The sequence below is a fragment of the Ferrimicrobium sp. genome (genome assembly GCF_027364955.1).
Taxonomy (GTDB): Bacteria; Actinomycetota; Acidimicrobiia; order Acidimicrobiales; family Acidimicrobiaceae; genus Ferrimicrobium.
Map to the genome: position 1 here is coordinate 65,808 of NZ_DAHXOI010000004.1, position 25,939 is coordinate 91,746.

Consider the following 25,939-nt stretch of genomic DNA (forward strand, 5'->3'; position numbering starts at 1 on the left):
ACTCGGATCGCCGGATTCATCACTGGTTGTGAGGTGCGATGCAGCCTTTGGTTGTGTGCAACGATTAGAAGAACAGGAGCAATGGGGCGACCGACACAAAGGTCGCGATGTAGCCCAGATAGGCTGGCCACCATTGGGTGGGGCGCGAACGGCTCCAGATCAACACCGAAGTGAGCCAGAGGATATCGGTTGCTCTGAAGTAGGAGGAATGATTCCAGATCTCACCCGAGAGTGACAGGGTGAGGACGAGCATCATGGCCCAGGTCACTTTCAGGTACTGAGGGACGTCTGGACTCTTCAGGTTCATCGCTGCCAGGACCACAAAGAGGCAAATGATCACGAGTTGCCCAAACCAGATCAGGTTGGTGAGGTTGATCTTGTGGGTATGGTGAATGACTCCAACGATGACGGAGTAGATCGGGATGCCGATGTTGCCGCGGATATCACCGCTGAGGGCGACTTTGCCGAGCAGGATGCGGAGGAGCCCCTGGAAGGCGAGTGCGACCAGACCCGGAATGAGAAAGACGAGAGGATTGAAGGCCGATCGTCGCTTACGCACGAGCACGATCAGCCAGATCAGGCCGATGGCGATGGGCATGATCAATTCAGTCTCAATCGCGAGGCCAGCGAGTGCAAAGGAGATGCCTGCGAATGCGGGGTGGTCGTGTTCAAAGAGGTACATAGCTAGCAATAAGAAGGCCGCCGCGGTAGGCTCTGTGAGATCACGTCCGGTGCTCATGGTGTAGCCGAAGTAGCCCCCCAGAAGGAGACCGACCATCGCAGGATGAGCGGTGTCGTGTGCGAGCTTTGCGCCGAGGTAGGCGATGGCAGTAACCGCCAAGAGGTTGACGATGACCAAGGTGAAGGGAACCCAGTGATCATGACCGAACGCCAGAGCCCAGGCGAGGAAGGGATAGACGATTCGCTGGTCGCGAAAGGCTCCATTCATGGTGATGCCAAAGGCGTGCATCCGTAGGTCGAACGGGTCAAGGGCGAGTCGGAGAAAGAACTGGCCGTCGTAGCCGTTCCCCTGATGCTGGTAGAGGTAGGAGGGTAGTTGCTTACGATCCGCAAAAGTCGTTCCGATCAGGGCCAAGCTCGAGATGTTGCCCTTGGCGACGACGATGGTGCGTTCGGTGAGGTAGAGCAAGTAGGCAAGAAAAATGGTCAGTGCAGCGACGCGGGGAGCCCTCGTGGAGCCTGAAGTTGTGGCTTGATGCACCCAACTATCGTAGCAAACCACGTATCCGATCAGGCGAATGTGCCAAATGAGGTTGGGTGCGTGTCGAGATCGGCGGCGATCGTTCAGACTACCTTCAGCTGCATTGCTATACTGGAGGAAGGGTGATGTAGGTGGATTTCTCCAAAAAAATAATGCTTCTTGGTGTCGGCGTCCTGGTGGTGCTCCTAGTGGCTGTCGGTATTGTGGTGGTACCCAGTCTCCATGGCTCCTCGTCTGCGAGCCTCACCTCGAATGATTCTGCCAGCTCAGGCAACAGCGCAAATGTGGTTGTCGCCTCGGTGTCACCGGGCCCCGGAGCCACAAAGGTGCGTCCTAACCAACCGATTACGATCGGTTTCTCGACCTCGATCAGTTCACATACCCCAATGCCTACCTTGAGTCCTCCGGTTGCCGGCTCCTGGTTCTTAGAGAATCCAACCACTATTGAGTTTGTTCCTGATGGAAGCTACACCCCGGGAGGCACGGAGAGTGTCACTATCCCTGGAGGGCCAACGGGAATTCTCGCTACCTCTGGTCAGCGAATGCAGAATCCTGAGCAGGTCTCCTTCTCGATCGCTCAAGGGTCTTTGTTGCGCATGCAGCAGTTGCTCGCCCAGCTGAATTATCTGCCCTATAGCTTCAAACCCTCCAGTCGACTCGCATCCAACGCTGATCTGGCCCTCGTCCAAAAAGGCAACTTCAATCTGCGTTGGTCCGATGAGCCGTCGTCGTTGCAGGCGACGTTTTACCCTGGCTCGTGGGGGGTAGCGACCCAGGCCGCAATCATGGCCTTTGAAAACGTCAGCAATTTGCCGATTAACGGGGAGCCCTCGGCGGCGGTATGGTCGGCGCTACTGGCTGCGGCCGCCCAACATCAGTTGGATCCGAACCCCTACTCATATGTCTATGTCGCCAAGTCCCCACTACCTGAGACTCTCAAGGTCTGGATCGATGGCAAGGTTGTGTTGACCAGCATCTGTAACACGGGAGCGGGTGCAGATGACACCCATGCTGGAACTTGGCCGATCTTCTTGCGCGAGAAGCAAGGTTACATGAGCGGTACAAACTTGAATGGCACCCATTACCACGTGCTCGTCCACTGGATCAACTATTTCCACGGGTCAGTCGCTGTTCATGGTTATCCTCGTGCGGCCTATGGTTTCCCACAGAGCGATGGCTGCGTGGAACTCCCGATTCCCACGGCAGCTGTGGTGTATCCGATGTTGCACATCGGGACGATGGTGACCGTCCTCTAAGACTGCAGAGATCTAGGTTCGCTCCTGGCTGGATGTGGGCCAGTAGAGGATTGAAATCTGAGGCTCCTGGGGTGCTTGGCCTACCCCGATCACTGGTTGTCCTCGGCAAGAGGTCCGGATATGGTTGGTGGTGAAGGTGTGCCCAAGCCTGTGAGACAGGACGAAACCTTTGGGTTTGCTGTGCATAAAAATGGGTGTCATCAACGCATCGATGAGTGGTGATCGCCATCGTACCAGAGGTGACTTGCCCAAAAGGTGACTCGCCTAAAAGGGGACTTGTCCAGATATGGCTGAGTCCAACCCCAAGCAGTGGAGGTGATCGGACTCGCTGTGGTGCTCTACGGGTTGAGTTTCTCTGCGCCCAGCCAGAGTGCATGGAGCCAGAGTGCGCGCGGCCAGAGTGGTGCATGGCGCCAGAGTCGATACCAACGGCGGTGGCAAGCCTATTGGCGTTGGTGTCGCAATGCATTGGAGACAGGGGACGAGAGGTCACTGCCGATGCTGTTGAGTGAACGAGATTTCAACAAGACAGGCGGCTACTTCTGTGTGATCGAGGTGCTTGTCCGCTGATTGTGGTAACGCCGCCATTAGCGGGGGACGAGTCGTGTGATTGGGGACCCCCTCGCTATGGCGAAGCGTTACCGTTGTCGACGGTTGGCTTTGATGCGCTGGTTTTTTCGGAGGCTCATGAGCGCTTTGATGATGTGGCCGATCACCAATATCGCGATAATGAAGAAGACGATCTCGTGCGTGAACTCAGCACCCCCTTGGATGGATAATGGGATCCGGCCGGGTGTGCGCAGGGCAAATCCTGTGAGAACCGCGAGAACCGCAAGTGCACCTATCGCTGCAGTAAAGAGGCGTTGCCCAACGTTGAACTTCTCCGGTCGGTCACCCTCTTTGGACGGCGCGGCCTGATGCAGCCAATCGCCGATAACCCCTGTCCAGGAGTTAAGTTGATCGATCGGCGCGATCATCAGTTCATGGAGATCTTTACGAAGGGTGCTACCCCATGGTCCAACCAACGAGAGGAGCATGACGATGGTCGCGGTGATACCGGTATCGATATGGATACGGTTGATGAGTGGTCGTGGGAGGTGCGCAGAGAGGGCGGGCACCCACAGGATCAAGCCAGTGGCAAGCAAGGTCAGCATGGCGGCCGCGATGAACCAGTGGATCAGCTTCTCGAAAGCTGCGAAACGTGCTCCCTTGCCAGCTGGTCGAATTGTTTCGTGGCGTTCAGGAGATGGTGGCATTGACTGGATAGCCCCGCTGTTCCCAGTAACCCGGTACCTGATGAGAGACAAAACTAATTCTGTTGAGCCACTTCACGGATTTATAGCCGTACATGTCTGGTACCAGGAGTCGGACTGGGGCACCATGGTCGGCAGAGATGGGTTTGCCATCGAGGTCCATAGCGAGGAGCACGTTGGACTGTTGTGCCTCGTGGAGACTGAGGGAATCGGTGTAGACACCGTCTGCACTGTAGAACTCAAGGCCGTGGACATCGGCGTGAGGCCGCACCTGTTCGATCAGGTCCGCGAGCCTCACTCCTCGCCAGTGGGTATTGGGCACGGTCCAGCCTGTCACGCAGGTAAAAGTGAAGGTGACCTCGTGGTTGGTCATCGACCGTAGGTCTCCATAGGTTAGCTCCAGGGGGTGTGCGATGTGTCCGTCGATCCGGAGACGATAAGTGGCAGGTTTGATGGCTGGGATCGAACCAGTCACGGTATAGATCTCGAAGCCGCCGAGACTAAATCCACCGGAGTTGGCAAGACCACTGATGGTTTGGGCGATATCGTGTCCAAAGAGCGTAGTGACGACTCCGGCACCGAGTACGGAAAGAAAGACTCGACGCCCAACACGTCTGCCGGTATTCTGAGGCGGGGTATTTTGAGGTGGTTGTGATCCCATGGGACTAGCCTTACAGAGATTGTGCGTAACGCGTAAACCGTATTCTCAGCAGATCGCATGGCCGGTCGACTTGGGAGAGTGGTAAAGTCGCGGTCCGGACGCCAAAATGTGGTGGATATGCAGGTTTGTGGCCTTTATCGGCACTAAAAGCGCAGAACTTGAGAAAAATATCGCAAAACTGACGCAGCACCCTCAGTGGGGTAGTAAGATAGCGGATGCTCAAGGTCGATTGGGCAAGTAGTATCAGGGAGGGATTTCAGGGGACACCACAAGTAGACCCTGTGGTAAAAGTTTCCACACGGTAAAGACGATGTTCTTTCAACAATTGAGCCATCGACATGAGCCGCTCGGAACTTTAGGAAAAGTTTGGTTTCTTATCAAAATCGGTCCAGAGGACCAAAAGCAGTGGCTGGGAGACCAGCTCGTGTCGAAAGGATGACAACAGATGAAGCGTTCACTTAAGCACCATGGATCGGCCGCACTTCGCGTAGGAGCGGCTCTAGGACTGACCACCGTTGGAGTGGTTGCAGTCGGGGCGGCACCGGCGTTTGCACAAAATACTTCGAACCCTGCTACGGCAATCACCAAGATGGTCTACACCGCCACTACCACCCCCACCCCGTTATACACGATCACCGTCACGGCCAATGGGACCCTGGCGCCAGCTCCGGCCGGTGTGGGAGGTTATGCACTTCAGGTTTTCCCACCAAGCGGGGGAACTTCCTATGTCGTAGACCTCGTCACCACACCCAGTTCCGATTCGGCGGTGGCAACCCTGCCTGGCCCTCTTGAATCTGGGGCCACTGTCGATTTCATCCAGTATCCACCAAATGGACCGCTTTCAAGCCCCGCGCTTACCGATCTTGGTAACTCGGTGTGGACGCTGAACGCAAATGCAACACTTGTGCCGGTCAATACCAGCGCCTTTGCCTCCACGGATTACCCATCGGTTACCGTCCCCCCTCAGTACTCCCTTAACGCCACCGATCAGCTCGCTAATGCGGTCGTCTCCTTCTCAGGGCCGGAGAGTGGCTATACAGATTCAAATGTGGGTGCGAAGCTCGACGGTTTCACAGTGACGGTACTTAACAAAAGTGGTGCTGTCGTTGGTGGGCCCAACACAGTGTCGCCTAAAGGTACAGGCAGCTATTCGACCAACTTCTCAGGCCTTACCCCGGGGCAGGAGTACAGCTATCTGGTGAGCGCCGACTATAGCTCGACGACGGACTCCACCGCGGCCCCAGTCCCATTGACCACGACCTATGTGTCGACCTTACCGTCGGCCAAGGATCTCACTCCTCAACTGCCCCAGGTCCAGGGTATGACAGCCACTCCCACCTATAAAGATCAAAGCACCTTTGCGAACCCGCAGGAGACGATCAGTTGGGACAGCGTGGCGGCAACGACCGCCAAGGAGGAAGGCTACACGCCTGTTGGGTACCAGGTAAGCTATGCCTCTACCGCTGGTACGCCAACGACCCAGACGGTAGCCTACGTCGGTAGTGATACAACCCAGAGTGCCGCCTTTGACGTAAGCCAGGGGCTTACCTACAACTACTCGGTCTCTGTCATCTGGTCGAACGGCAATGGTACCTTCACGGGCGCTCCACAGACCGGCACCTTCCTCGCGAATAGCTCTCTGGGTGCTCCGACCCTGACGAGTCTCTCGTCGGCTGAGACCGGTGCCTCCACTTTGCAGGTGAGCGGGTCTTTTAACACTCCAGCTATGCCAAGTCAAGGCGCTGCTGGGATCAATGCTCAGTACCAGATCGTGCTCACCGATGGTTCTAGAACTTATAGTTACTACCAGACGCCAGTTAGCCTCGGTTGGGGCCAGAGTCTTGACTTTTCCGTGAGTTCCAATGAGTTCCCCATGGCCGTCGGTGACACCGTCACCGCAACCGTCGAGGCCACCTTCTACGACGGCGCTAGCGAGGTCGGGATCTCGAACTCCAACCCCTCAACGATCACGATCACCAATCAAGCCCAGCTCCCTGGGCCACAAAATGTCGTCTTTGCGATGTCCCAGGATCTCGGTGGGACCGTCAGCTGGACTGGCCCAACGACGAAGGATGTCCCCTCAGGTTATGCGTTGAATGGCTTCACGGTAGAGATCGTGAACCCTGACAACAATGGCCAGGTCTACTGGGTCGACAACAATGTCGGTGCCTCCGCGACCTCAACGGCATACAACCTCGCCATCCCAGCAGGCATCACGAGTGGTTTCGCAAGTTCCACCACCTACGAAGCCCTCGTCTATGCCAATTACACTGACACCGCCGAGGCGAGTCAGACGACCGTTGGTGCATCGGCGAGTGACTCGCTGTATATGCCCACTCAGTCGCTCCTATCGCTCACCGCTCCGAGTATGGAGACGGAGTACGCAAATGGCGCCCCCGCCTTAAACGTCAGTTGGAATGCGTCGCCGTCGATTCCGCTCTCGGATGGTACCGGTTCGATCACTCCGAGCTCCTATACGCTGCTCTACGCTCCACTGGATACGCTCACGTCGACCGCTAATAACCCGGTGCTGGCGCTGAGCAGCCTCAAGACCGTCGTTGGGATTGCGCCAGGGGCCCACGGAGGAGTTACCTCGACAACGCTGACTGGCTTAACACCAGGAACCGAGTATGGAGTCATCGTCCTTGCGCGATACCCACTTTACGAGGCCACCTCTGGCACCTTTGTTGGATCAGCGACGTTGCCCGGTCTTGCCACTACCTATGCGGCGTTACCACAACCCTCGATCAGCTCGTTGGGCTTCTCGAGCACGGGTGGCTCACTCGATCTCACTGTTGCGGGGCAGACGCCTCAGGCTACCAACCCATCGGGTCTCAGCGCAACCTACTCGATCAAGGTATCGAATCAGGCGACCGGGATGAGCTACACCTATGGACCCTTTGCCAACTCGAAGAGCACGTTTAGCGAGACGTTGCAGAGCTCGAGTAAGTCACTACTCTTTGGAGTCGGCCAGAACCTCAACGTCACCGTAATCGCGAGCTACTCGTTAAATGGTAGCGCTGTTGGTAGTGTGAGCTCATCCCCCAAGCAGGATTCGGTGACCGACTCCGCGCTTGAGCTGCCTGGTGTGAGCAACATCGCGGCGACTGTTGTGAATGATCAAAACGGTAATCCAACGATGGCGAACCTGAGCTTCGAAGCGCCGACAGGCTCTACCTCACCAGGATGGACCATCAAGGGCTATGATGTGGTCGCCACAGGAACCAACGGTGTTCCCGCAGCTACCGCGTACTTCCCTGCCTCTGGGACCACCGGAGCGTCTTCGAACGTCGCCGCCTTCGACTGCACACAGGGTAACTGCTCGGTGTTGGTTGATGGGTTGATCGCTAGCTATACCTACGGCATCACGGTGATGCCTGTCTATGTCAATGGCTCCAACGATGCACTAGGTGCCAGTGCCACCTTGGCGGGAAACCTGACCATGAACCAAGGTCTGAGCACCGGTGTTTCCAACATTGTGCTCTCCCCAGGGTCGACGAGTTCTATGCCGTCGATGAGCGCGAGCTGGGAACCCCCTGGCGCAGGGTCAACCAGCGGCTTGAGCGTAACGGGGTATCAGGTCCAGCTGTATAAGGACGGCACCACAACCAACGTTGCAGTCGGTGCTCCGGTAACAGTGACGACCACGAGTACTTTCTTCACTGACCTGAACGAGGCAGATACCTATTCGATTGGTGTTACGACCCTCTTGAAGGGTGCCAATGGCGCGGTCATCTATGGGCCGACGGTCTACTCGGGAAATGAGGCTGAGGCACAGAACTTAGCGACGGCTCCCGTCGAGAATGTGAACCTGCAGGCTACTGACTCTGAGACCGGCGCTCTTAACATCAGCTGGCAGGTGCAAGCCGGTGACGGGTACGCAAAGCCCGAGAGCTTTGTGATCAAGCTCACCGCAGGCTCGTACGCGGCTGGATCTACGACGGTCGCGGTAGGCGCCTTAGCGTCAACCACCGCCGGTGGGGTGACCACCTATACCGACACCCTGACCGATCTTAATCCAGCGGATCTCTACAGTGCCACGGTGGTTCCCTACTCTGGAGTTGGTGGTACAGGTGTGGCTGGCATGCCAGGCACCTCACCCGCTGGAGCGACTCCGTACTCAACGGAGGTGAGCAACGCATCGGTGACCAACTATGCGCCTGGCGACGTCAAGGTGAGCTTCACCGGTCCGGGATCAACACAGTACCAGGTCTCGGTCTCGGACGCCCTTGGCAATTTGGTTGTAGGCACAGAGCAGGCGGGCGAGTCAGGTAGCACTTACAGTGCAAATCTCTCGATTCCCCAAAGCTATGAGGGCCAGACGCTCTTCGTTGAGATCACGCCAGTGGCCTCTTCCGGTGCGTCAGGTACGACCTTTGCCGCTCCCTTTGTCGCCTACGGGGCGCCGAATCCTGTGAGGAACCTTGAGCCGACCGATATCGGTTCTACCGCTGTAAGCCTGACCTGGGAGGCACCGAGTTCTGCGAGCCAGACTGCCTCAGGTGCGGTCACGAGCTATCAGGTGACTTGGTACGCAGGTGGCGCCAAGGTTGGTTCCACCACCACTAGTGATCTGGCTGCTACCATCACTTCCCTTACTCCTGGTACCGCCTATTCCTTTGAGGTGGTGGCGCTTAACAATAGTGGCTTTAGTTCAAGCCCTTCCATCGTCGGTGCTACGCCAGCCGCCGGAACGGTCTCCGGGCCCCTGAACTTAACCTCGACCCCCATCACCAATGGTCTCTCGCTGTCCTGGGATGCGCCCACGAGCAGTGAACTCGGGGGGAACTCCCTTGGTAGCCCTCCGGCCTATCAGGTGACCCTGACAAACACCGTGACCAAGGGTTCCCAGACCTTTGACGTCTCAACCGACAGCTATCAGGTCAGCGGTCTGACCGATGGTGATCCCTACACGGTCTCGGTGCGTGCCCAGGTCGTCAGCGCTACGACTGGGAATGACTTCTGGTCCAGTGCCGCGACGCTCGGTGCTGATACTGCAACAACCCCAGTCGTTGCTCCTAACGCCGTCACTGGATTGCACGCGCTAGTCTCGGGTGGTCAGGTTCTTGTTACCTGGAACCGGGTCTCTGGGGCTACTGACTACCGAGTGAGTGTCGATGGGGCAGCTCCTGTCTCGACCAATGATGCCAACGCGTACGCCTTCGCGGCCACGGCTGGCCAGGAGTACACCGTCGAGGTCTTTGCCATGAACGGCGAGGCTCAAGGAGCTCCGAACGAGGTGACCGAGTTCGTCGCTTCTGGCCCGGTGATGCCAAGTATTGCCGAGGTCGGGCCGAACACGCAAGTAGGTTCGACGTACCCATCGATCACTCCGCCGGCGACGACCCATGACGTCGCTGTCAGCTTCACTGCTCCAACGACGATTGGGAGTGCTGAGGTGAGCTCGTATACTATTACGCTGTACTCCTTAAACGGGATCCAGGGGAACTCACCGAGTCCGATCGGGACCGTTACCGTTCCGATATCTGCAGTGCTCCAGGGTCTCAACGGTGAGATTTATTCCCAGACCTTTGCGGATGTCCCCGATGGGACTACCGTCTTTGCGAATGTTTCGGCGAATACGGGTGCCAATGACTCGGTGAGCTCGCAAACGGACTCCATAGCTGTCGTGGGCCGTCTTGGGGCGCCCAGCGCGATCAACGCTACGCCAGGAAGCCATGAGATCTCTCTGCAGGTCAACGCTCCGTTGACAGACAATGGGGCGACGCCAACGAGCCTTGTAATCTACTACGAGGGATCCGATGGGATCGTTCATGTGGTAAATGTGGCGCACCCCACCGTGTCTCAGCAGGGGGTCTGGAGCTACACGCTCAGTGGCCTTACGAACGGTGAGTCTTATCAGGTGTGGGTAGCCTTTGGCAACCAGGATGGTGAGATAGGTCAGGCTGGCCAGGCAACGGACGTGGCCACCACCGGAACGAGCCTCACTCCATATACGCCGTTCCCGAGTACCGCCCCGACCACGGTTGTCAGTGCCACACCCGTGCGTAGCGGAACCGTCAATGTAGGATTTACCGCGCTACCGACTGTGTACAACCCGCAGTATGTGATCAGCTACCATACGAGTGGAGGAACCATCGAGACCATGGTCGTTCCGTCAACGACGACACCTTCGGGTGGACTCTACACCGTCCCGGTTACGGGTTTGACCAACGGGGATAGCTACACCTTCACGGTTACGGCCTATGCCGGCTTTGTCAACAACTCTGGTGCGAATGGAAGCCTTACCGAAGGTAGCGCGACTGCTACTCCCTACGGGCTTCCAGGGTCAGTCGTAGTGAGCTCGCTGACGACGGTGAGCGACGGCTTTTCCATGGGATGGTCAGCGCCTGCTGATGGAGGTACTTCGATTACCGGCTATAGCTACACCGTTTCAACGAGTACGGGTGTCGCCGATAGTGGCACGACTACCTCGACGAGCTTGAGTCTGAGTAACTTGACCAACGGGACTGACTATACAGTGAGCATCTATGCCATGAATGAAGTCGGGAATGGTCCAACGACCACCCTCTCGGTCATTCCAGAGTCAGCGGCACCGAAGGTGACGAATCTCGTGGTCACTCCGACGGCAGGGAACGCCTCGGTCTCGCTTTCGATCCCTCAGGCGACTGAAGGGAATTCGTCGAGCGCGATCACCGGCTATGAGTACCAGTATGGTCCGACAAACGTTGGCTTTGACAGCGGTTGGATCCAGGTCCCCTCGACGGAGACCGGCACGAACCCGATTGTCACCGACGTGACGGGTCTAACGAATGGTACTGAGTACTCGTTCGAGGTCCGAGCTCTCTCAGGGACGGTGGCGAGCGCCTATCCGACGGTGGATGCGACTCCGACGGCCCCTGCTGCAGTGGTTCCACCGAGCACTAGTCCTGGTGGGGTGACCACGATCACTCGTACCATTACAGTGGTTGAACCGTCGACTTCATCGTTGTCGGTCACCCCTTCGACCTCATCTTCGGTCGTAGACTCGGTCCCGTATGCGATGGTAGCGGCGGACGGTGGGTATTTCAACCATGGCGCACCGTATGACAACTCGCTCCCTGGGGAGAACATAGCGACAAGTGACATTGTCGGAGGTGCCCCAGCAGGTACGAACGGGTACTGGATGGTGACATCCAATGGCACGGTGTACGACTTTGGTTCGGCGCACTCCTTCGGGAACGTCACCAATCTCTCCGGCAAGGTCATTGGCATGGCCTCGACCCCAGATGGTGGTGGCTATTGGGTTGCGACAAACACGGGTAACATCTACGCCTTTGGTAACGCGGCCGACTATGTCGGAGTCTCGAAGTACGGCATCACGGGCTTGACTGGTTCACGTCCACTCAATGCGCCAATCGTAGGCATTGCTGCTTTGCCTAATGGCAACGGGCTGTACCTGGTGGCCGCTGATGGTGGAGTCTTTAACTTCGGGTCAGCTGGTCTCTATGGCACCACGTACTCGTTGGGGCTGACGGGCTTGACTGGTTCACGTCCACTCAATGCGCCAATCGTTGGTATTGCGGTTGATCCAGAGGGAACGGGTTACCTACTCATAGCCGCTGATGGTGGTGTCTTCAACCTTGGTTCGGCCCAGTTCCAGGGAAGCACCTACACCTACGGTATTACTGGTCTGACGGGAGATCACCCGCTGAATGCCCCGATCATCGGCGGAGCCTTTGGGCCAACGGTGAATGGCAAACAGGGGTACTACCTCTTCGCCGCCGACGGTGGAGTCTTCAACTTTGGCTCGGCCCCGTACGAGGGTTCAGATGCAAGCCTTAAGCTTGCCAAGCCAATGGTGACTGGCTTCGTCTTCCCGTCGTAGGGTACGAACTCCTGCTACAGGCATTAAGGGGAAGAACTTCGGTTCTTCCCCTTAATGCTGTTTGGCGCTATCAAGGAGCACTCGAAGCTCTGGTAACGATTGAGCTGCCTTTGCTTTGAGAATGAGCTGCCAGGAGGCGATCTGGCTTGGGTCGGCCGTTGATAGTCGCTCTTTGACGGTCGCGATTGCGCATTCTGGATGAGCAGGTACAAAGTATGAGCCAATGGCGAAGGGAAAGAGGTTTTTGCGGACGTAGCGATCAGGCTCACGGTCGTGATCGAAGAGCAGTGCGAGAATGGGCCGAGCCTCTTCGCAGGTGAGTCGCGCGGCAAGGTAACCACTTGCAACAATACCAGCTCGTAAGATGCAGGGATTGGTGTCACCGAGGAGTTTGGTAAGTTCAAACCTACGGGTCTCCGCGACGAAACCGTCGAGCGCGGTGGCGATGCCTTCAGCCGCCCACTCCCTGACCTCCCAGTTCTCATCATCAGCGAGCCTACGGAGCAATGCCATGACTACAGCGAGATGTGCTGTTGCCAGGTCTGGTGCGAGTTGTGCGGCGAGTTCTCGTGCATTCGGGCTCGGATGAGCTACTAACCACTCGACCTCGGTTAAGGTGCACTGGGTGCGGAGTGCGCTGGCAGCTTGTCGCTTCTCTCGGGCCGTCGCGGTGTTCCCATGATGGGGACGTGCGTGCTGGTCAAGTTCGTCGATGGTGGTTACCAGCGTCGGGCGTGGTGCCCAACGATGATCGGTGGGTGGAGCTTGTGCGTCCATGGGCGAGTAGTTTACTGGGACTGGTTAGCTCGCAAAACCTTTGATCACTGCCACTCAGGATCCTCGGCACTTGGCTCTTCTCCAGAGTGTCGAAGGGCGGAGATCGCGATGATGTAAGAAGCAAGGGCTAAAATCGCTGTTGCGCCGAGGAATGCCTCTCCATCGCCGAGTGTGAGATCCGCCAGCGTGGCAACGAAGGCACCGAGCACCCAGGAGAGTTGAAAGTAGGACTCGTAGCGGGCAAAGAGTCTCCCATATTCATGTTTCGCCATCGAGGTTTGGACGCTGGCATCGAAGGCGATCTTCGCGCCGCCCGCGGCGACGCCGAGGACAAATGCGATCAGAATCGCTCCTGCGATACCGATGTGGAGGGTTGCTGCGACAAATGCAACGGCCACAATGGCGATGGTTCCCAGTATCACGATGGTGGTCTCACCGAGTTTGCGTCGAACAAGGGGTGTCAACTGGGTCGCGAGGGCTGAACCGAGTGCGCTCGCGGCTAAGGCAGCTCCGTAGAGCCAGGTTGGGCTGTGCGCCCCTTTGAGTGCGAACGCCAAGAGAAAGACGAAGAAGCCTACCTGTCCGCGTAGAACGCTCATAAGCAGCGAGAGCGTCAGTGTCTGTGCATAGGCGGGCCCGCTGGGACGGCGTCTCTTGGAACTTCTATTTCGTGGTTGGTCTGGCGTGCGAACCGGTAAGTGTTTGATCAGTGCACGAGATTCATAGATGAACAGGCTGAGGGGGATGAGTTCGACAATGAGGTCGTACTGCGCCCCGAGAAAGGGAGTCTTTAAGATTCCCGCACCTATCACGCCGGCGATGGCACCAGCGATGGCCGCTAGCAGGGTGATATTGGCGTTGGTCTTGACCAGACTCCCGAGCTGGGATCGTGAATCAGAGTCGAGGAGCTCAGGGATCAGCGATGACTTGGAGACAAGGTAGGCCTTCGAGGCGACCAGATTCATGAGTGCGAGTGGGAAAAGGAGGAGCGATCGTAGCTCGAAGATCATGAGAAAGACGCCGACGAAGCGGACGATACCCGAGACGATGACGACGATGCGCCGGACTCTTGGACCCCGATCGATGAGAGGGGAGATTAACGGTGCTAATACCGCAAATGGCGCCATCGTGAAAAGGAGGTAGAGGGTTACCTTCGAGCGAGCTTCATCAGGTGAGATCGAGAAGAAGAGTGAACCCGCGAGGGCGACGGTCATGAGGGTATCCGATGAAATCGAGAGTGCATGGATGCGACGGAGTATGCCGAGCGGGGAGCTGGCGTCAAAGTAGTTTGTGAGCCACACCTTGGACCGTTCGGTGACTCGTCGGTGGGAGTGTGGCTGCACCCCCACCATGCTAGCGAGCATGGTGGGATTATGATCGAGTGCACGACGTCTCCTAGGCACGCGACCGGCTGGCCTGGTTGACTGCAGTGGATTGTCTGCTCGTGAGTGAGCATTCGAGCTGAAGGGCCCGCGGCTGAAGCGGATACGTGGTTCATAGATGGTCAGCAGTTGCTCTGTGATGGCGGCTAACAGGAGATGCAGCGTGTCCTGGCGCAGTCGTGAGGCGAGGTGGCAAGACGATTCCCACGTAGCTGCGTTACTCGAGAACGAGGAGGGTAGTGATTCGCTTGGATTGCGAGACCCAGATGGCGCGTGGTGGGCGCCATCTGGGTCGTGGGGTGGAGTAGGAGTTCGGCTCACCTAGATTCCACGCTGATTCATTGGTGAGCCTTTCTCCACTCTCGGTCGAAAATAGCCAGGGGTTAAGGAGTATTGTCAGGGGAATCAGTGACCTATGGCCCTAGAAACAGGATGTTCTTCGTTACTAGAGTGTCGCTTAGTATTGGTGCTAGTGGTTATGTTCTGCCGCAGAGCGCTGTTGCCGACAGGTTGAGCAGTGGGTGCGGGTGTGATATGGTCGTTGGGACGTGAAGGAGAGAGATGTCTGGGCAGAGTTATGATCGGGTGGTATTGGGTTATGACGGTTCTACCATGGCAAAACCGGCATTGGAGTTTGCGCTCGCCGAAGCAGAGCTGCGTGGGGCTGAGCTGGTAATCGTTTATGCGTGGACTGAGCCGGACTACGGTTTTGGGCTCTCAGAGTCGGTCATCGGTGAATTTGAGGCGACGGGCAACGCGCTCTTGGCTGAGGCGGCTGAGGTTGCCGCTAAGACACATCCCGGGGTGAAGGTAAAGACTGCCCTGGAGAGCGGCAACGCCGCTTCTCGGATTATTGAGCATGCCGACAAGGCCGATCTGGTGGTCGTGGGTGCCCGCGGTCATGGTGGTTTTCAGGCCCTGATGCTTGGCAGTGTCAGTGATCAACTGGTCCATCACTGTCCGGTGCCCGTTGTCATCGTTCGCAGTTAGACGATGCACGGAGATGCCAGGTCGCTACATGGTGATGCCAGGTCGCTACATGGTGAGTAGGGTATGACGATGATACGGCTCTTCATCGTTGAAGACCACGAAGTGGTACGGCGTGGTATCGTGGCTCTTCTCTCTAATGATCCAGATATCGAGGTGGTCGGAGAGGCCGGAGGGGTCAAGGAGGCATTGGAGCGCTTTGCGCTCGTTGAGGCCGACGTGGCACTCTTAGATGTCAGGCTCGGCGATGGCGACGGCATTAGTCTCTGTCGCGACCTCCGATCGATGGCGCCAGAGCTCCGGTGCGTGATGTTGACCTCATTCTCCGATGATGAGGCACTGTTTTCCGCGATTATGGCGGGTGCGTCAGGATACCTCCTTAAGAAGATCAAGGTCGATGAACTCGTACACTCTATCAAGAGGATTGCAGCCGGAGAGAGTCTTATCGATCCCGGGTTGACCACCAGGTTGCTGGAGCGTCTTCGCGAGGGTGCCGATGATCCCCTGGCGAGTCTGACTGAACAGGAGCGCAAGATCTTTGATCTCATCGTCGAGGGTAAGACGAACCGTGAGATTGCGGCTGAGGTCTATTTGGCCGAAAAAACGGTAAAGAACTATGTCTCCAACCTGCTTGCCAAGCTCGGTGTTCGCCATCGCAGTGAGGCCGCGGCCCTTGGGGCACGCCTCGCAGAACGCAAGCGATTCGATCATGAGCAATTGTAGGTATCAAGTTTCCTTCTGTTCTTGACACGGTCTCGCCACCCGGCTAGGCTCTTCTGAGTGTCAGGGTGTGCCTTCAAGCGATGGATCCTTCGTTAGTCGATGGGTTGGACTAGATTTGGACTGTTTGTTCGGGGAATCCGTTTCCGTCTAGGGGCTCTTGTCTTCCTGCTAGTTGCGGCGGTGGTGGCAATCCTTGGGGCGACCATTGGTCCGATCTACCTCGGTTCAGCACAGAACTCGGTGCTGATCGGTGGTTTGCGTGCCGCCCCCGTATCTAAGACCGGCCTGCAGGTGACCTCCACCGGCGCCTTGGATCGTGCAAAGCTCTTGGCGGCCATCACCCAGGCGCCACGGCTCGATGGCCGTCCGCTGTTTGCCCATCCGTTGCTGACCGCGCTGGTTCCGGCTGCCATCACCCCGGGACCACAGCTCCGGGGTGCCGCCATTGTATCGAGCTTCTTTGAGCGTACCGCGCTCTGTGCGCACCTCCAGCTCGATAGCGGACACTGTCCCCTCAACGATCATCAACTTCTCCTCAGCGCGCGCTCTGCTCAGTACCTCCACGTCAAGACAGGATCAACGGTGAAGGTCGCGGCCGGGCTGATCCCGGCGGGTGTGCCGGGGGCGGGAACGAGCGAGCGCTACCTCGTCGTTGGGACCTACGCGATTCCCGATACCAACACGAACTACTGGTGGGGTGACAATTACTTCGCTTTCGGCTCAGGCTCGGGTTCGACGGTGAACTTAGATCCACTGATTGTCGCTCCGGGCTTCTTTGGCGGTGCGGCGCAGTTCGGCGTCGTTCGCTCGAGCAACTTCAACTCCTACCTGGGAGTGGATCGCTTACTCCAGATGCCACTCAACCCCGCAGTAGTTAACATCCGTAACTATCGCGGCACTGGTGCGGTGGTCGATCGCTACGCAGAGCGGGTGGCCACCCGCGATGATGCGAGTGCGAGCTCCGGTCTTTTTGGTGTCATTGGCTCGATTATCGCCTCACAGAATTCGATGACGACATTGGTGACGGTCATTATCTTGGAGTTGGTCCTGTTGGGCCTGATCGTCTTTGGCACCTTAATTTGGCGTATGGTGCAGTCGAGAATGGGGGAGTTTCGGCTCGCCCAACTTCGTGGGGTGCGTTCGCGAAGCATCGTTCTGCGCGCTATCGGTGAGCCATTGGTGGTGTTGGTGATCGCGAGTCCACTCGGGTTTCTTGGGGCCTATGTGACGGTGATGATCGCTGGCCATGCGTACTTTGCTGCTGGCACCCAGCTCTATATCTTGGGGTCGACCTATATCGCGGGTCTCGCAGTGGTCGTCGCCGCGTTGGTCGTCACCGTCGTTGCGGCGGCGACAGCGCTACGCCGTGGGGTCCTTGAGGCGAGCCGTTCAGCGCTGCGCAACCGAGGGCGGTTCCGTGCACTGGTCGATGTGTTGATTGTTGTGGTAGCGGGTGTATTGACGGCACAGTTGGTGATCGCGCCAACGAATGGCAACAGCGTGGATCCTCTCGCAGGTGCGGCGCCTGCGTTCCTCGGGGCCGGTATCGCTATCGTGACCATTGCGCTCACGTCGTTGGCACTGCGTTTTGCTCGTCGTCTCACGCGCGGGGGGCGGCATATCGCTTGGTATCTGAGCGTCCGGCAGCTTCGGGCCCGTTCAGGCATGCTGCGCCAGATTATTCCCTTTGGTATTGCGCTCGCGCTGGTGGTCTTTGGCTTCGGGGCGCAGTCGGTGATCGCGCGTCATCGCAGTGAGGTCGCCAACTACGAGGTGGGCGCCGGAAAGGTGCTCACGGTCGCATTGCCCAAGCATCTGGGGCTAGTTGCCGCTGTTGATCGCGCTGACCCGACGGGTGATGCGGCCATGGCGGCGCAGCTCTATCGCGCGCCGAGTGGCACCACGTTGGCGGTGCAGGCGGCCCGTTTCGGACGGGTTGTCAGCTGGCCACCTGCGGTCGGTACTGGGCCAGTCGCCAAGATCGCCACTGAACTGGGACCCTTTGGAGCTAAAGCCTATCGCGTCACCGCAAATACCCTCACCATTCGTGCCCGCACCAAGGGATCGGTGCCGACTGGCGCCCAGGTCGACCTTGAGGTCACCCTACTCAATGAGGCCCAGGATGTCCCTGATAGCATCTATGTACCGTTGACCACTGCGAATCAGACCATGCGTATCGCCACTGGCTGCGCACAAGACGGATGCCTCTTCTCCGGCATTGGTTACTCGGTGATCACCAATGGTGGCTATGTGGCTCCAGGTGCACACTTCACGATTGAGGTCTCGGAGCTCGGTGGTGTCTCGCCCGGGGCTGGTCGCTCTACTGAAGCCCTCCGTGGGCCATGGAGGGGGGCTACCGGTGTGTCCACAAGCGTGCACTCCTCACCCAGTCAGCTCGACTTCACTGCCTATTCGGCCTCGGGTGGATCCACGATCGCCGTTGTGCCTCGGAGTTACCCGACCTATCTACCAGCGATCGTGAGCCAAAGCGTGCGATCGACGCTGTCGGCCAATGTGGTCTCAGCGGTGGGCACGGGCGTGATCAACGGGCTCGATGGCAATCAGATCAATATTCGTCCCTTCCTCACCTTGGCGTCCCTGCCCTCGGTGGGTGGCGATGCGAGTATCGTCGACCTCACCCAGGCGCAGCTCGTGCAGGAGTCGGCCTCCTTGGCGAGCGACGAGGTGTGGCTCGCCAAAGGGGCACCGAGTAGCGTCCTCCAGCGCCTCGAGCGTGAAGGGGTAGTGGTCGAGAGTGTCACCTCTGCCAAGGCCCTCGCTGCGAGCTACGCCAACCAGCCACTCGGGCTGGCGGAGCGACTGTTCCCGATCGCCGCCGCTGCTGGCATCGTTGTGGTGTTGTTGGGTTTGGCCTTTGAACTCCTGGTCGAGGGGCGCGGGAGGATCCCGGAGTTTGCTGCGATGCGAGTCTTAGGACTGAGTCGACCTCGTCTGATCGTTGCCTACATTCTCGAGGCCGTGATCTTGGTGATATCGGCGGCTATTGCTGGAGTGGTGGCGGGAGTACTTGGAGCCCGTTTGGCCTTGCCGGTGCTCCCTGAGATCGACTCGGGTCTCGACCATCTGCACTTTGGATATGCATTACCCGTGGTAAGCGAGATCTTGGTGATTGTGTTGGTGGTGATCGCAGCCCTCGCCGTCGGTGCCCTTGCAGCCACACGGGTCGTGGGGCGAGCGAGTTTTGATGAACTACGGGCAGGTGATCGATGACTACAACGACACAGCAGTTGGGCATCAGGGTGATGGGACTCGTCCACCTCTACCCGATCCCAGAGGGTGACGTCGTCGCCCTCCGGGGGGTCGATCTCGAGATCGCTCCTGGCGAAGTGGTCGCGCTCCTCGGTCCCTCGGGAATGGGGAAGTCAACCCTTCTTCGGCTCATCGCAGGCCTCTTCAACCCGTCTGCAGGTCGTATCTTTCTTGGTGACAAGGATATCAGTCAATACCGAGCTCGTGAGCTCGCTCGTCTGCGTGGGCGGGAGGTCTCGTTGGTGCTCCAGGGTGCTGCCAACAATCTGCTCGGCTATGGTACCGTTCGAGAAAACCTTGTTTTTGCGGCGGACACGAAGGAGTCTCGCTTACGAGCAGAGGAACTCTTGGTAACGTTGGGCCTCGCCCCGATCGCGCAGCGTGTGGTGCGTTCTCTGTCAGGTGGTCAGCAACAGATGTGTGCTTTGGCGGTCGGCATGGTCCATGATCCAAGCGTGTTATTGGTAGATGAGCCGACGAGTCAGCTCGATCACGCGAGCCGCGATCTGGTGGTTGATCTACTTATGCGCATTAACGCCGAGTACCATACGACGGTGGTGATCGTCACCCACGATCCCCATATCGCCCAAGCCATGCCACGTACCATCACCATTCGCGATGGCAGGGTGGGTGCCGAGGGACGCTTTGGCGAGGAGTTCGCGGTGGTTGGCCAGGACGGCACGCTCCAACTACCCCCGCACCTTCGACACGTCTTGCCTCCAGACTCGCTCGTCAAGGTCAATCAGATCGACGGAGGGCTGGAGTTGCTGCTGGTCGAGGAGGATGCTCATGGGTGAGGTGATTGGGGTCGAGATCAGGGACCTGGTGGTAAGGCGGGGTGCGACGCAGATCCTTGCGATTCGCGAGCTCGATCTCGTCGTCGGTGAGCTGGTCGCGTTGATCGGGCCATCGGGATCAGGCAAGACGACCCTGCTGCACACCATCTGTGGGTTGGTGCGCCCCGATCAAGGGCACGTGCAACTGATCGAATCCGATCAACGCCGTCGGGAGGCCGATCTCCATGACAGTGCACTGGTGCCGCAGGCTTTTGGCCTGGTGGCGGCGTTAACGGTCGCAGAGAACGTCGAACTAGGCCGAAAGCTTTGGAAGGGTGGAGGGGATCTGCGTCCAGTGGAGGAGTTCCTCGAGGTGGTTGGACTCGATGGACTTGCCAACCGGTTGGTGCGCGAGTTGTCAGGCGGTCAGCAACAGCGGGTGGCGGTAGCGCGGGCGCTGGCGGTCGGTCCCCGGATCTTAGTCGCCGACGAACCTACCTCTGAGCTTGATGCCGGCAACCGGGAGCGGGTGATGGAGCTCCTGTTAGGTCATGCCAAGGCCGGTAACCTCGTGCTGGTGGCTGCTCATGACCAGACGATTACCGAGTATGCGACGACCAGCTTGAGCCTCGCTGACGGTGAGCTCGTCGGTGTCGAGGCCGCTGGTTAGTCCTCTGAACTGGCCTTTGGGTAGGGGTCGACCTGGGTGATGAGGCTGGCGGTTGTCCGTGCGAGATTGACCGCATGATCTCCAAAGCGCTCGAGGAAGCGCCCGACGAGGGCGAGCTCCATCGCGATGGCGATCGGGGGAGTAGAGGAAGCTACCTCGGTCATAAAGGAGACATGGAGGTCGTCAAGGTTCTCGTCGAGTTGATCGAGGTGGGTGGCCACGGTTGGATCCTGAACGTCGAAGGCTAACGATGCCTGCGTCCACATGGAAGCGCCGAGTTCAGCCATCTGTTCCATGATGCCACGACAACGAGGTCGGAGATCTCGGGTGAGATCCAGCGCTGCCTTACGAGCGATGTGCTCTGCAAGATCACCACTGCGCTCGAGTTCGGGGATAATGCGTACGATGCCAACGAGGTAGTGCAACTCGCCTGGATGATGGTCGTCATCCATGAGGCGCTGGCTCACCTCGCCCTGGAGGGTGCTGTAGAGCTCGTCGATGCGACGTTCCCGATCGACCAGCCGGGTGGCGATGGAGGTGTCGCTGTGGAGTAGTGCCTCCTTTGCGCCGACAAAGCTATCACCAACGAGGGCAAAAAGCTCGAGGACACGCTGATCTATCGATGTATTACGATAGTGGTGCACGATAGTCATGGTAGACCTAGTCTAGAGGCCGCTCGAAGAGCGGTCTCCTCGTTATGGCGGTCCGTCCTCATGTCGCGGTACAGATCGACCTCCTCAGTGGGTTCGTCTTGGCGTAGGCGTAGCTAAAGCGCCTGAAGGCAGGCTACGTAGCTCAGTCTGGGGTCTGTGCCTTCGGCAGCCGCGGTGCCCCTGGAAGGCCCATACACCCGCACCCACAGAACCGTATCCATACGATCGTATCCACGCGATCGCACATGGGTGCGAGGGGGACAGGCGCGAAGAAGGTCAGGCTGGTTCGTGGCCGGACATGTCCGCGTTCTTACGTGCCTTCGCGACGAGGTCGATCATCAGCGGATCAAGCTCCTCGACGGTGAAGCGAACTCCTTCGGCATCGACACCTGGTCCGGCATGCCATCCTTCGGCGACATCGACATGATTGCCTGCGACATCGAAGACCCTTCCAGTGATTGGCCGCGAGCGTTCGGACCCTAGCCACACCACGAGCGGTGAGATGTTCTCTGGGGCGAGTTGTTCCTTGGCTTTGAGGTCGTCGTCAGCGACGATGCCAAGATTTTCGGTCATACGCGTCAGGGCGACCGGTGCTACGGCGTTGACGGTCACACCGTAACGACCTAGCTCCATCGCGGCGATATTGGTTAGCGAAGCGATGCCAGCCTTTGCTGCACCATAGTTGGCCTGACCAACATTTCCATAGATCCCCGAGGCGGATGTCGTGTTGATGATGCGCGCATCGCGTGGCGTGCCCGCCTTGGAGAGTTCACGCCAGTAACTCGCCGCCCAGTGTACCATATTGAAGGTGCCCTTGAGATGCACTCCGACGACGAGGTCCCACTCGTCTTCGGTCATGTTGACGATCATCCGATCACGCAGGATCCCGGCGTTGTTGACCACCACATCAAGCGCGCCGTAGGTGTCGATGGCGGTGTTGATGATCCGCTGGGCACCCTCCCATGAGGCCACATCATCTCCGTTGGCGACGGCTTCCCCTCCGGCGGCTCGGATGGTGTCGACGACTTCGCCAGCAGGGCCGGTGCTCGAGCCGGAGCCATCCACCTCCGCACCGAGGTCATTGACGATGACTTTCGCCCCGTGCTGAGCAAAGAGAAGAGCGTGAGCCCGTCCGATGCCTCGCCCCGCTCCTGTGACGATTACCACCCGTTGGTCGCAAAACTTTGCCATCTTTCCTCCTTGTCGTTCTGAATCTATTCTATGACTGAAGTGGAGACATTAAAAGGCAGCCGATTCGATTTCTTGTTCGGTCTAGTTATATCAAGCGTGGGTACGATCGGGATTTCTTATAGCGGCGGTGATGCCATCAGGTAAGATCGTTGAGGGCCCGCGAACGACAAGGAGTAGTGACTCTACTACCGCCTTTGAGGCAGCCGATTGGATGCGATTGCGGTAGCGACCAACGCCAACGCGGCGTGGGTTAAGGTCAGAGATTGGGATGGCGACTCGTGGTACCACCTGTGTGAGGTGAAGGATCGCACTCGAGGGCAGGATAGCCGAGCCATATCCCGCGAGGGCAAGCATGGCGACGACATGCAGACCATCGATCTCGGCGGTGTGATGCAGGGTGAGGCCACGGGTGGCGGCCATCGCCTCGAGTTCCTCGCGAAAAGCGACGTGGTTGGGGGGGACAATCAGTGGGTACTGAACCGCCTCGTACAGCGAGATCGAGCTTCGGGCGGCGAGCGGGTGATCATCGCCCACGACGAGCACGTAGGTCTCAGTGAAGAGTGATTCAAAGGTGAGACCATCGATGGTGAGCGGAGTGGTGAGGAGAGCGAGATCGATGTTACCTGAGTGGAGTCGTCGTTGGAGTGAGGCGGCGGTTCCCTCGGCGATCTCGATCTCAAGCCGGGGATGGGTGGTCCTGAGTCGATCAAGGAGGAGTGGCAACAACCAACCCGCCGTCGTTGCGATGATGCCAAGACGCACACGACCGGTGATGTCGGCCTTGAGGCCGTCTAAGTCGGTGTAGATCTCTTCGAGTTCCTCGAGTAACCTTCGTGATCGGCGGGCTACAATCTCCCCCTCCTCGGTGAGCGTACCCGTCCGCCGGTCGATCAGGAGCGTGTTGAGCTCGCGCTCGAGGCGAGAGATGTGCCCTGAGATGTTGGATTGAACGGTGTCGAGCGCCTCGGCAGCAGCGGAAAAGCTCCCAGCCTCTTCGACCGCGAGCAGCGAACGTAGTTGGCGGAGCTCCATGCGGCCAGCCTATCGCGAAAACTGATATGAACTATCATAAAAAAGCTTTGGTCTTGAGGGTATTGATGAGTAGTATGTAATACAGCAACGGAAATGGTTCCCCCCCCAAACCCGTTGCTCCTATAAAGGAGCCGACACCCCCCTGTCGGCTCCTTTCACTTTTTCGCTGCGGGTGAGCAGACCCTGTGTGGATCGTGTTCGGTTAGGATACTGGCTCATGGACCTCCCCCTTCGCTCCCGACTGGCGAGGCAGACGGCACGGCTGGTCGCTCGTGGCCTCAAGGTAACACCTCGTTTTCGAGGAGAGACGTTGCCAGGGCGCATCGCTCTTCGTGTCGATCCCGATTTCCTCACGCACGCCCGAGAGATGAGCCTGAGTCAGGTGCCAACCATACTGGTGACGGGTACCAACGGGAAGACCACCACCACCGCCTTTGCACGATCACTGCTCGGACCGGCGGTCGTCTCGAATCGTGGCTCCAACCTCCCGTGGGGTATCGCCAGTGTGTTGGCACAACGTCCTAGGGAGGCCGCCTATGCGGTCTTCGAGGTGGATGAGGCGTACGTGCCTGCTGTGGCGACTAGCCTTCAGCCCTCGGTGCTGGTGTGGTTAAATATGTCCCGGGATCAGCTCGATCGCAGTCTGGAGGTGCGGCGTTTGGCAGCCCGTGTCGGGGAGTCGTCCTCCTCGGTGGCTACGTTAGTCGCGAACGCCTCTGATCCGCTGATCGTGGCTAACGCGACGCAGTTTCGTCAATGTGTGTGGGTGAAGGGACCGGTTGAGTGGCAGGGTGATGCGCAGGCTTGTCCGAGGTGCACCGGCGAGCTCGTTCATGCCGAGACGTGGAGTTGTTCTTCCTGCGGGCTCTCAGAGCCTGTGGCGGCCTATGAGGTCGATGAGGCGGGTCAGCTCTGGCAGGAGGGAGTCGTTCTTGGACACGTCCACCCAGGACTGCCGGGAAAGTTCAACCTCCTTAACGCGCTCATGGCTTGTGTTGGGGTGGCGCTGGTTCAGCACGAGCCTGTGCAGATGGTCGCCTCGCGGCTTCGACGTTCCTCAGGGGTTGAGGGGCGCTTTACCACGTGGTGGCTGACGGGTTGCGAGGGTACGCCGGCGCTGGTGACCTATCTCGCCAAAAATCCTGCAGGATGGCATGCGAATTTGTCGATGATCGACACTGAGGCGAGCGAGCTCGTCCTAGGACTGAATGCGCGGATCGCTGATGGACGTGACACCTCATGGATCTTCGACGTCGAGTTCGAGCGGCTTGTGCGAACCCCGGTCATCGTGACAGGAGAACGCGCGACCGATCTGGCCCTACGCCTCGAGGTGGCTGGATTTGAGGTTGTAGCAGTTGAACCCGCACAGACGCTAGCCATTCGCTTGGCCGCCAAGCGAGCCTCCACCAATGGCCACTCGCGCATCGTCTACCTTGGGAACTACACCGCTTTTCAGTCGCTCATCGCCTCCAGGACAGAGCTCGGGGCGGTTGTCGCGTTGACCGGTGAGGCCGTATCATGACGGTGAAGATTATCTCGCTCTTTCCAGATGTACTCGGCACCTATGGTGACCATGGCAATGCCCGGATTCTTGCGCATCTTCTCCATCTTTCCGGCAGGAGCTATGAACTGATCACGGTTGGCATCAATGATCCCGTTCCCACCGACGGTGACCTCTACTTGCTAGGCGGTGGCGAGGACGGCCCGCAGGCCCTCGCTGCACGGCGCCTCGCCGAAGGGTCGCCGTTGCACCGAGTTGTCGAACGTGGTCGTCCAATCCTGGCGATCTGTGCTGGTTACCAGTTGCTCGGCCGCAGTTTTGTGGCAGAGGGAACGACACGAGCAGGTCTTGGTCTCTTGCCGGTCGAGAGCGTCCGAGGATCAGCACGTATGGTTGGTGAAGTGCTCCTAACTCCTTTTGTGCCGATCGGCCAGTCATTGATGACCGGGTTTGAGAATCATGGTGGCCAAACGATCCTCGATGATGATGCGCAGCCCCTGGGTAGGGTCTATCGAGGGGTGGGTAACGGTGGTGATGGCTGCGACGGTATCATCCACGGGTCCATTGTCGGCAGTTACCTGCATGGTCCAATCCTTGCCCGTAACCCAGGGCTCGCGCGGTGGTTGCTTTCGCGTATTGGAGTCGAGACCCTCGAACTGTCGCATCACCATTGGACACTGTACGAGGAGCGAGTTCATGCCAGCGAAGGTGCGCTGTGGAGCCGTCATGGGGCGTGAGGTTCCCTTGGGCAAGCCAG

18 protein-coding genes are annotated in these 25,939 nt (G+C 58.4%); 10 read left to right on the forward strand and 8 right to left on the reverse strand.

Annotated features, from left to right (window positions below):
- Nucleotides 1–64 precede the first annotated feature (64 nt).
- Nucleotides 65–1,222: a hypothetical protein gene (locus M7Q83_RS04090; protein ID WP_298335658.1), complete on the reverse strand. Its 1,158-nt coding sequence runs from the start codon at nucleotides 1,220–1,222 to the stop codon at nucleotides 65–67.
- Between the two features lie 131 nt (nucleotides 1,223–1,353).
- Between M7Q83_RS04090 and M7Q83_RS04095 the strand changes: the two genes are divergently transcribed.
- Together M7Q83_RS04095 and M7Q83_RS04100 are read left to right on the forward strand one after the other, a co-directional pair.
- A complete protein-coding gene (locus tag M7Q83_RS04095; RefSeq protein ID WP_298335660.1) occupies nucleotides 1,354–2,478 on the forward strand; it encodes a L,D-transpeptidase family protein in 1,125 nt (374 codons plus the stop codon).
- 315 nt (nucleotides 2,479–2,793) lie between these two features.
- On the forward strand, nucleotides 2,794–3,048 hold the full coding sequence (locus M7Q83_RS04100) for a hypothetical protein (RefSeq protein WP_298335662.1): 255 nt from the start codon (nucleotides 2,794–2,796) through the stop codon (nucleotides 3,046–3,048).
- A 68-nt stretch (nucleotides 3,049–3,116) separates the two neighbouring features.
- Here the strand turns inward: M7Q83_RS04100 and M7Q83_RS04105 are convergent, their stop codons facing one another.
- Complete coding sequence (locus tag M7Q83_RS04105) at nucleotides 3,117–3,734, reverse strand: cytochrome b/b6 domain-containing protein (RefSeq protein WP_298335664.1); 618 nt, start codon at nucleotides 3,732–3,734, stop codon at nucleotides 3,117–3,119.
- Nucleotides 3,718–4,392 (reverse strand): molybdopterin-dependent oxidoreductase, encoded by a 675-nt coding sequence (locus tag M7Q83_RS04110; protein WP_298335666.1) that lies wholly within the window; start codon nucleotides 4,390–4,392, stop codon nucleotides 3,718–3,720. The genes M7Q83_RS04105 and M7Q83_RS04110 overlap by 17 nt, the downstream gene beginning before the upstream one ends.
- Nucleotides 4,393–4,837: 445 nt before the next feature.
- Between M7Q83_RS04110 and M7Q83_RS04115 the strand changes: the two genes are divergently transcribed.
- Nucleotides 4,838–12,220 carry a fibronectin type III domain-containing protein gene (locus M7Q83_RS04115; RefSeq protein ID WP_298335668.1) on the forward strand — a complete coding sequence of 2,461 codons (7,383 nt, stop codon included), beginning with the start codon at nucleotides 4,838–4,840 and terminating at the stop codon, nucleotides 12,218–12,220.
- A 51-nt stretch (nucleotides 12,221–12,271) separates the two neighbouring features.
- Here M7Q83_RS04115 and M7Q83_RS04120 read toward each other — a convergent pair whose 3' ends face one another.
- Both M7Q83_RS04120 and M7Q83_RS04125 read right to left on the reverse strand, forming a co-directional pair.
- Nucleotides 12,272–12,997 carry a hypothetical protein gene (locus M7Q83_RS04120; protein ID WP_298335670.1) on the reverse strand — a complete coding sequence of 242 codons (726 nt, stop codon included), beginning with the start codon at nucleotides 12,995–12,997 and terminating at the stop codon, nucleotides 12,272–12,274.
- Nucleotides 12,998–13,041: 44 nt separating this feature from the next.
- Complete coding sequence (locus M7Q83_RS04125) at nucleotides 13,042–14,340, reverse strand: MFS transporter (protein WP_298335671.1); 1,299 nt, start codon at nucleotides 14,338–14,340, stop codon at nucleotides 13,042–13,044.
- 600 nt (nucleotides 14,341–14,940) lie between these two features.
- On the opposite strand from M7Q83_RS04125, the gene M7Q83_RS04130 reads away from it, so the two are divergent.
- From M7Q83_RS04130 to M7Q83_RS04150, 5 genes are all read left to right on the forward strand, one after another.
- Nucleotides 14,941–15,369: a universal stress protein gene (locus M7Q83_RS04130; RefSeq protein ID WP_298335673.1), complete on the forward strand. Its 429-nt coding sequence runs from the start codon at nucleotides 14,941–14,943 to the stop codon at nucleotides 15,367–15,369.
- A gap of 69 nt (nucleotides 15,370–15,438) precedes the next feature.
- A complete protein-coding gene (locus M7Q83_RS04135) occupies nucleotides 15,439–16,089 on the forward strand; it encodes a response regulator transcription factor (RefSeq protein ID WP_366526370.1) in 651 nt (216 codons plus the stop codon).
- Nucleotides 16,090–16,188: 99 nt separating this feature from the next.
- Complete coding sequence (locus tag M7Q83_RS04140; protein WP_298335676.1) at nucleotides 16,189–19,320, forward strand: FtsX-like permease family protein; 3,132 nt, start codon at nucleotides 16,189–16,191, stop codon at nucleotides 19,318–19,320.
- A complete protein-coding gene (locus M7Q83_RS04145) occupies nucleotides 19,317–20,156 on the forward strand; it encodes an ATP-binding cassette domain-containing protein (protein WP_298335678.1) in 840 nt (279 codons plus the stop codon). The genes M7Q83_RS04140 and M7Q83_RS04145 overlap by 4 nt, the downstream gene beginning before the upstream one ends.
- Nucleotides 20,149–20,805: an ATP-binding cassette domain-containing protein gene (locus tag M7Q83_RS04150; RefSeq protein ID WP_298335680.1), complete on the forward strand. Its 657-nt coding sequence runs from the start codon at nucleotides 20,149–20,151 to the stop codon at nucleotides 20,803–20,805. Before M7Q83_RS04145 ends, M7Q83_RS04150 begins: the two co-directional genes overlap by 8 nt.
- On the opposite strand, the gene M7Q83_RS04155 is transcribed toward M7Q83_RS04150, so the two are convergent.
- From M7Q83_RS04155 to M7Q83_RS04165, 3 genes are all read right to left on the reverse strand, one after another.
- Entirely contained in the window at nucleotides 20,802–21,458 is a 657-nt protein-coding gene (locus M7Q83_RS04155) for a phosphate uptake regulator PhoU (RefSeq protein WP_298335682.1), read from the reverse strand. The genes M7Q83_RS04150 and M7Q83_RS04155 overlap by 4 nt on opposite strands.
- 276 nt (nucleotides 21,459–21,734) lie before the next feature.
- Nucleotides 21,735–22,649 (reverse strand): SDR family oxidoreductase, encoded by a 915-nt coding sequence (locus M7Q83_RS04160; protein ID WP_298335683.1) that lies wholly within the window; start codon nucleotides 22,647–22,649, stop codon nucleotides 21,735–21,737.
- A 90-nt stretch (nucleotides 22,650–22,739) separates the two neighbouring features.
- The gene (locus tag M7Q83_RS04165) at nucleotides 22,740–23,681 is read right to left on the reverse strand and encodes a LysR family transcriptional regulator (protein ID WP_298335685.1); all 942 of its coding nucleotides are present in this window, start codon (nucleotides 23,679–23,681) and stop codon (nucleotides 22,740–22,742) included.
- 217 nt (nucleotides 23,682–23,898) lie between these two features.
- Between M7Q83_RS04165 and M7Q83_RS04170 the strand changes: the two genes are divergently transcribed.
- Both M7Q83_RS04170 and M7Q83_RS04175 read left to right on the forward strand, forming a co-directional pair.
- Entirely contained in the window at nucleotides 23,899–25,203 is a 1,305-nt protein-coding gene (locus tag M7Q83_RS04170) for a Mur ligase family protein (RefSeq protein ID WP_298335686.1), read from the forward strand.
- Nucleotides 25,200–25,919, forward strand: a complete 720-nt coding sequence (locus M7Q83_RS04175) for a hypothetical protein (RefSeq protein WP_298335688.1) — start codon at nucleotides 25,200–25,202, stop codon at nucleotides 25,917–25,919. Before M7Q83_RS04170 ends, M7Q83_RS04175 begins: the two co-directional genes overlap by 4 nt.
- Nucleotides 25,920–25,939 lie beyond the last annotated feature (20 nt).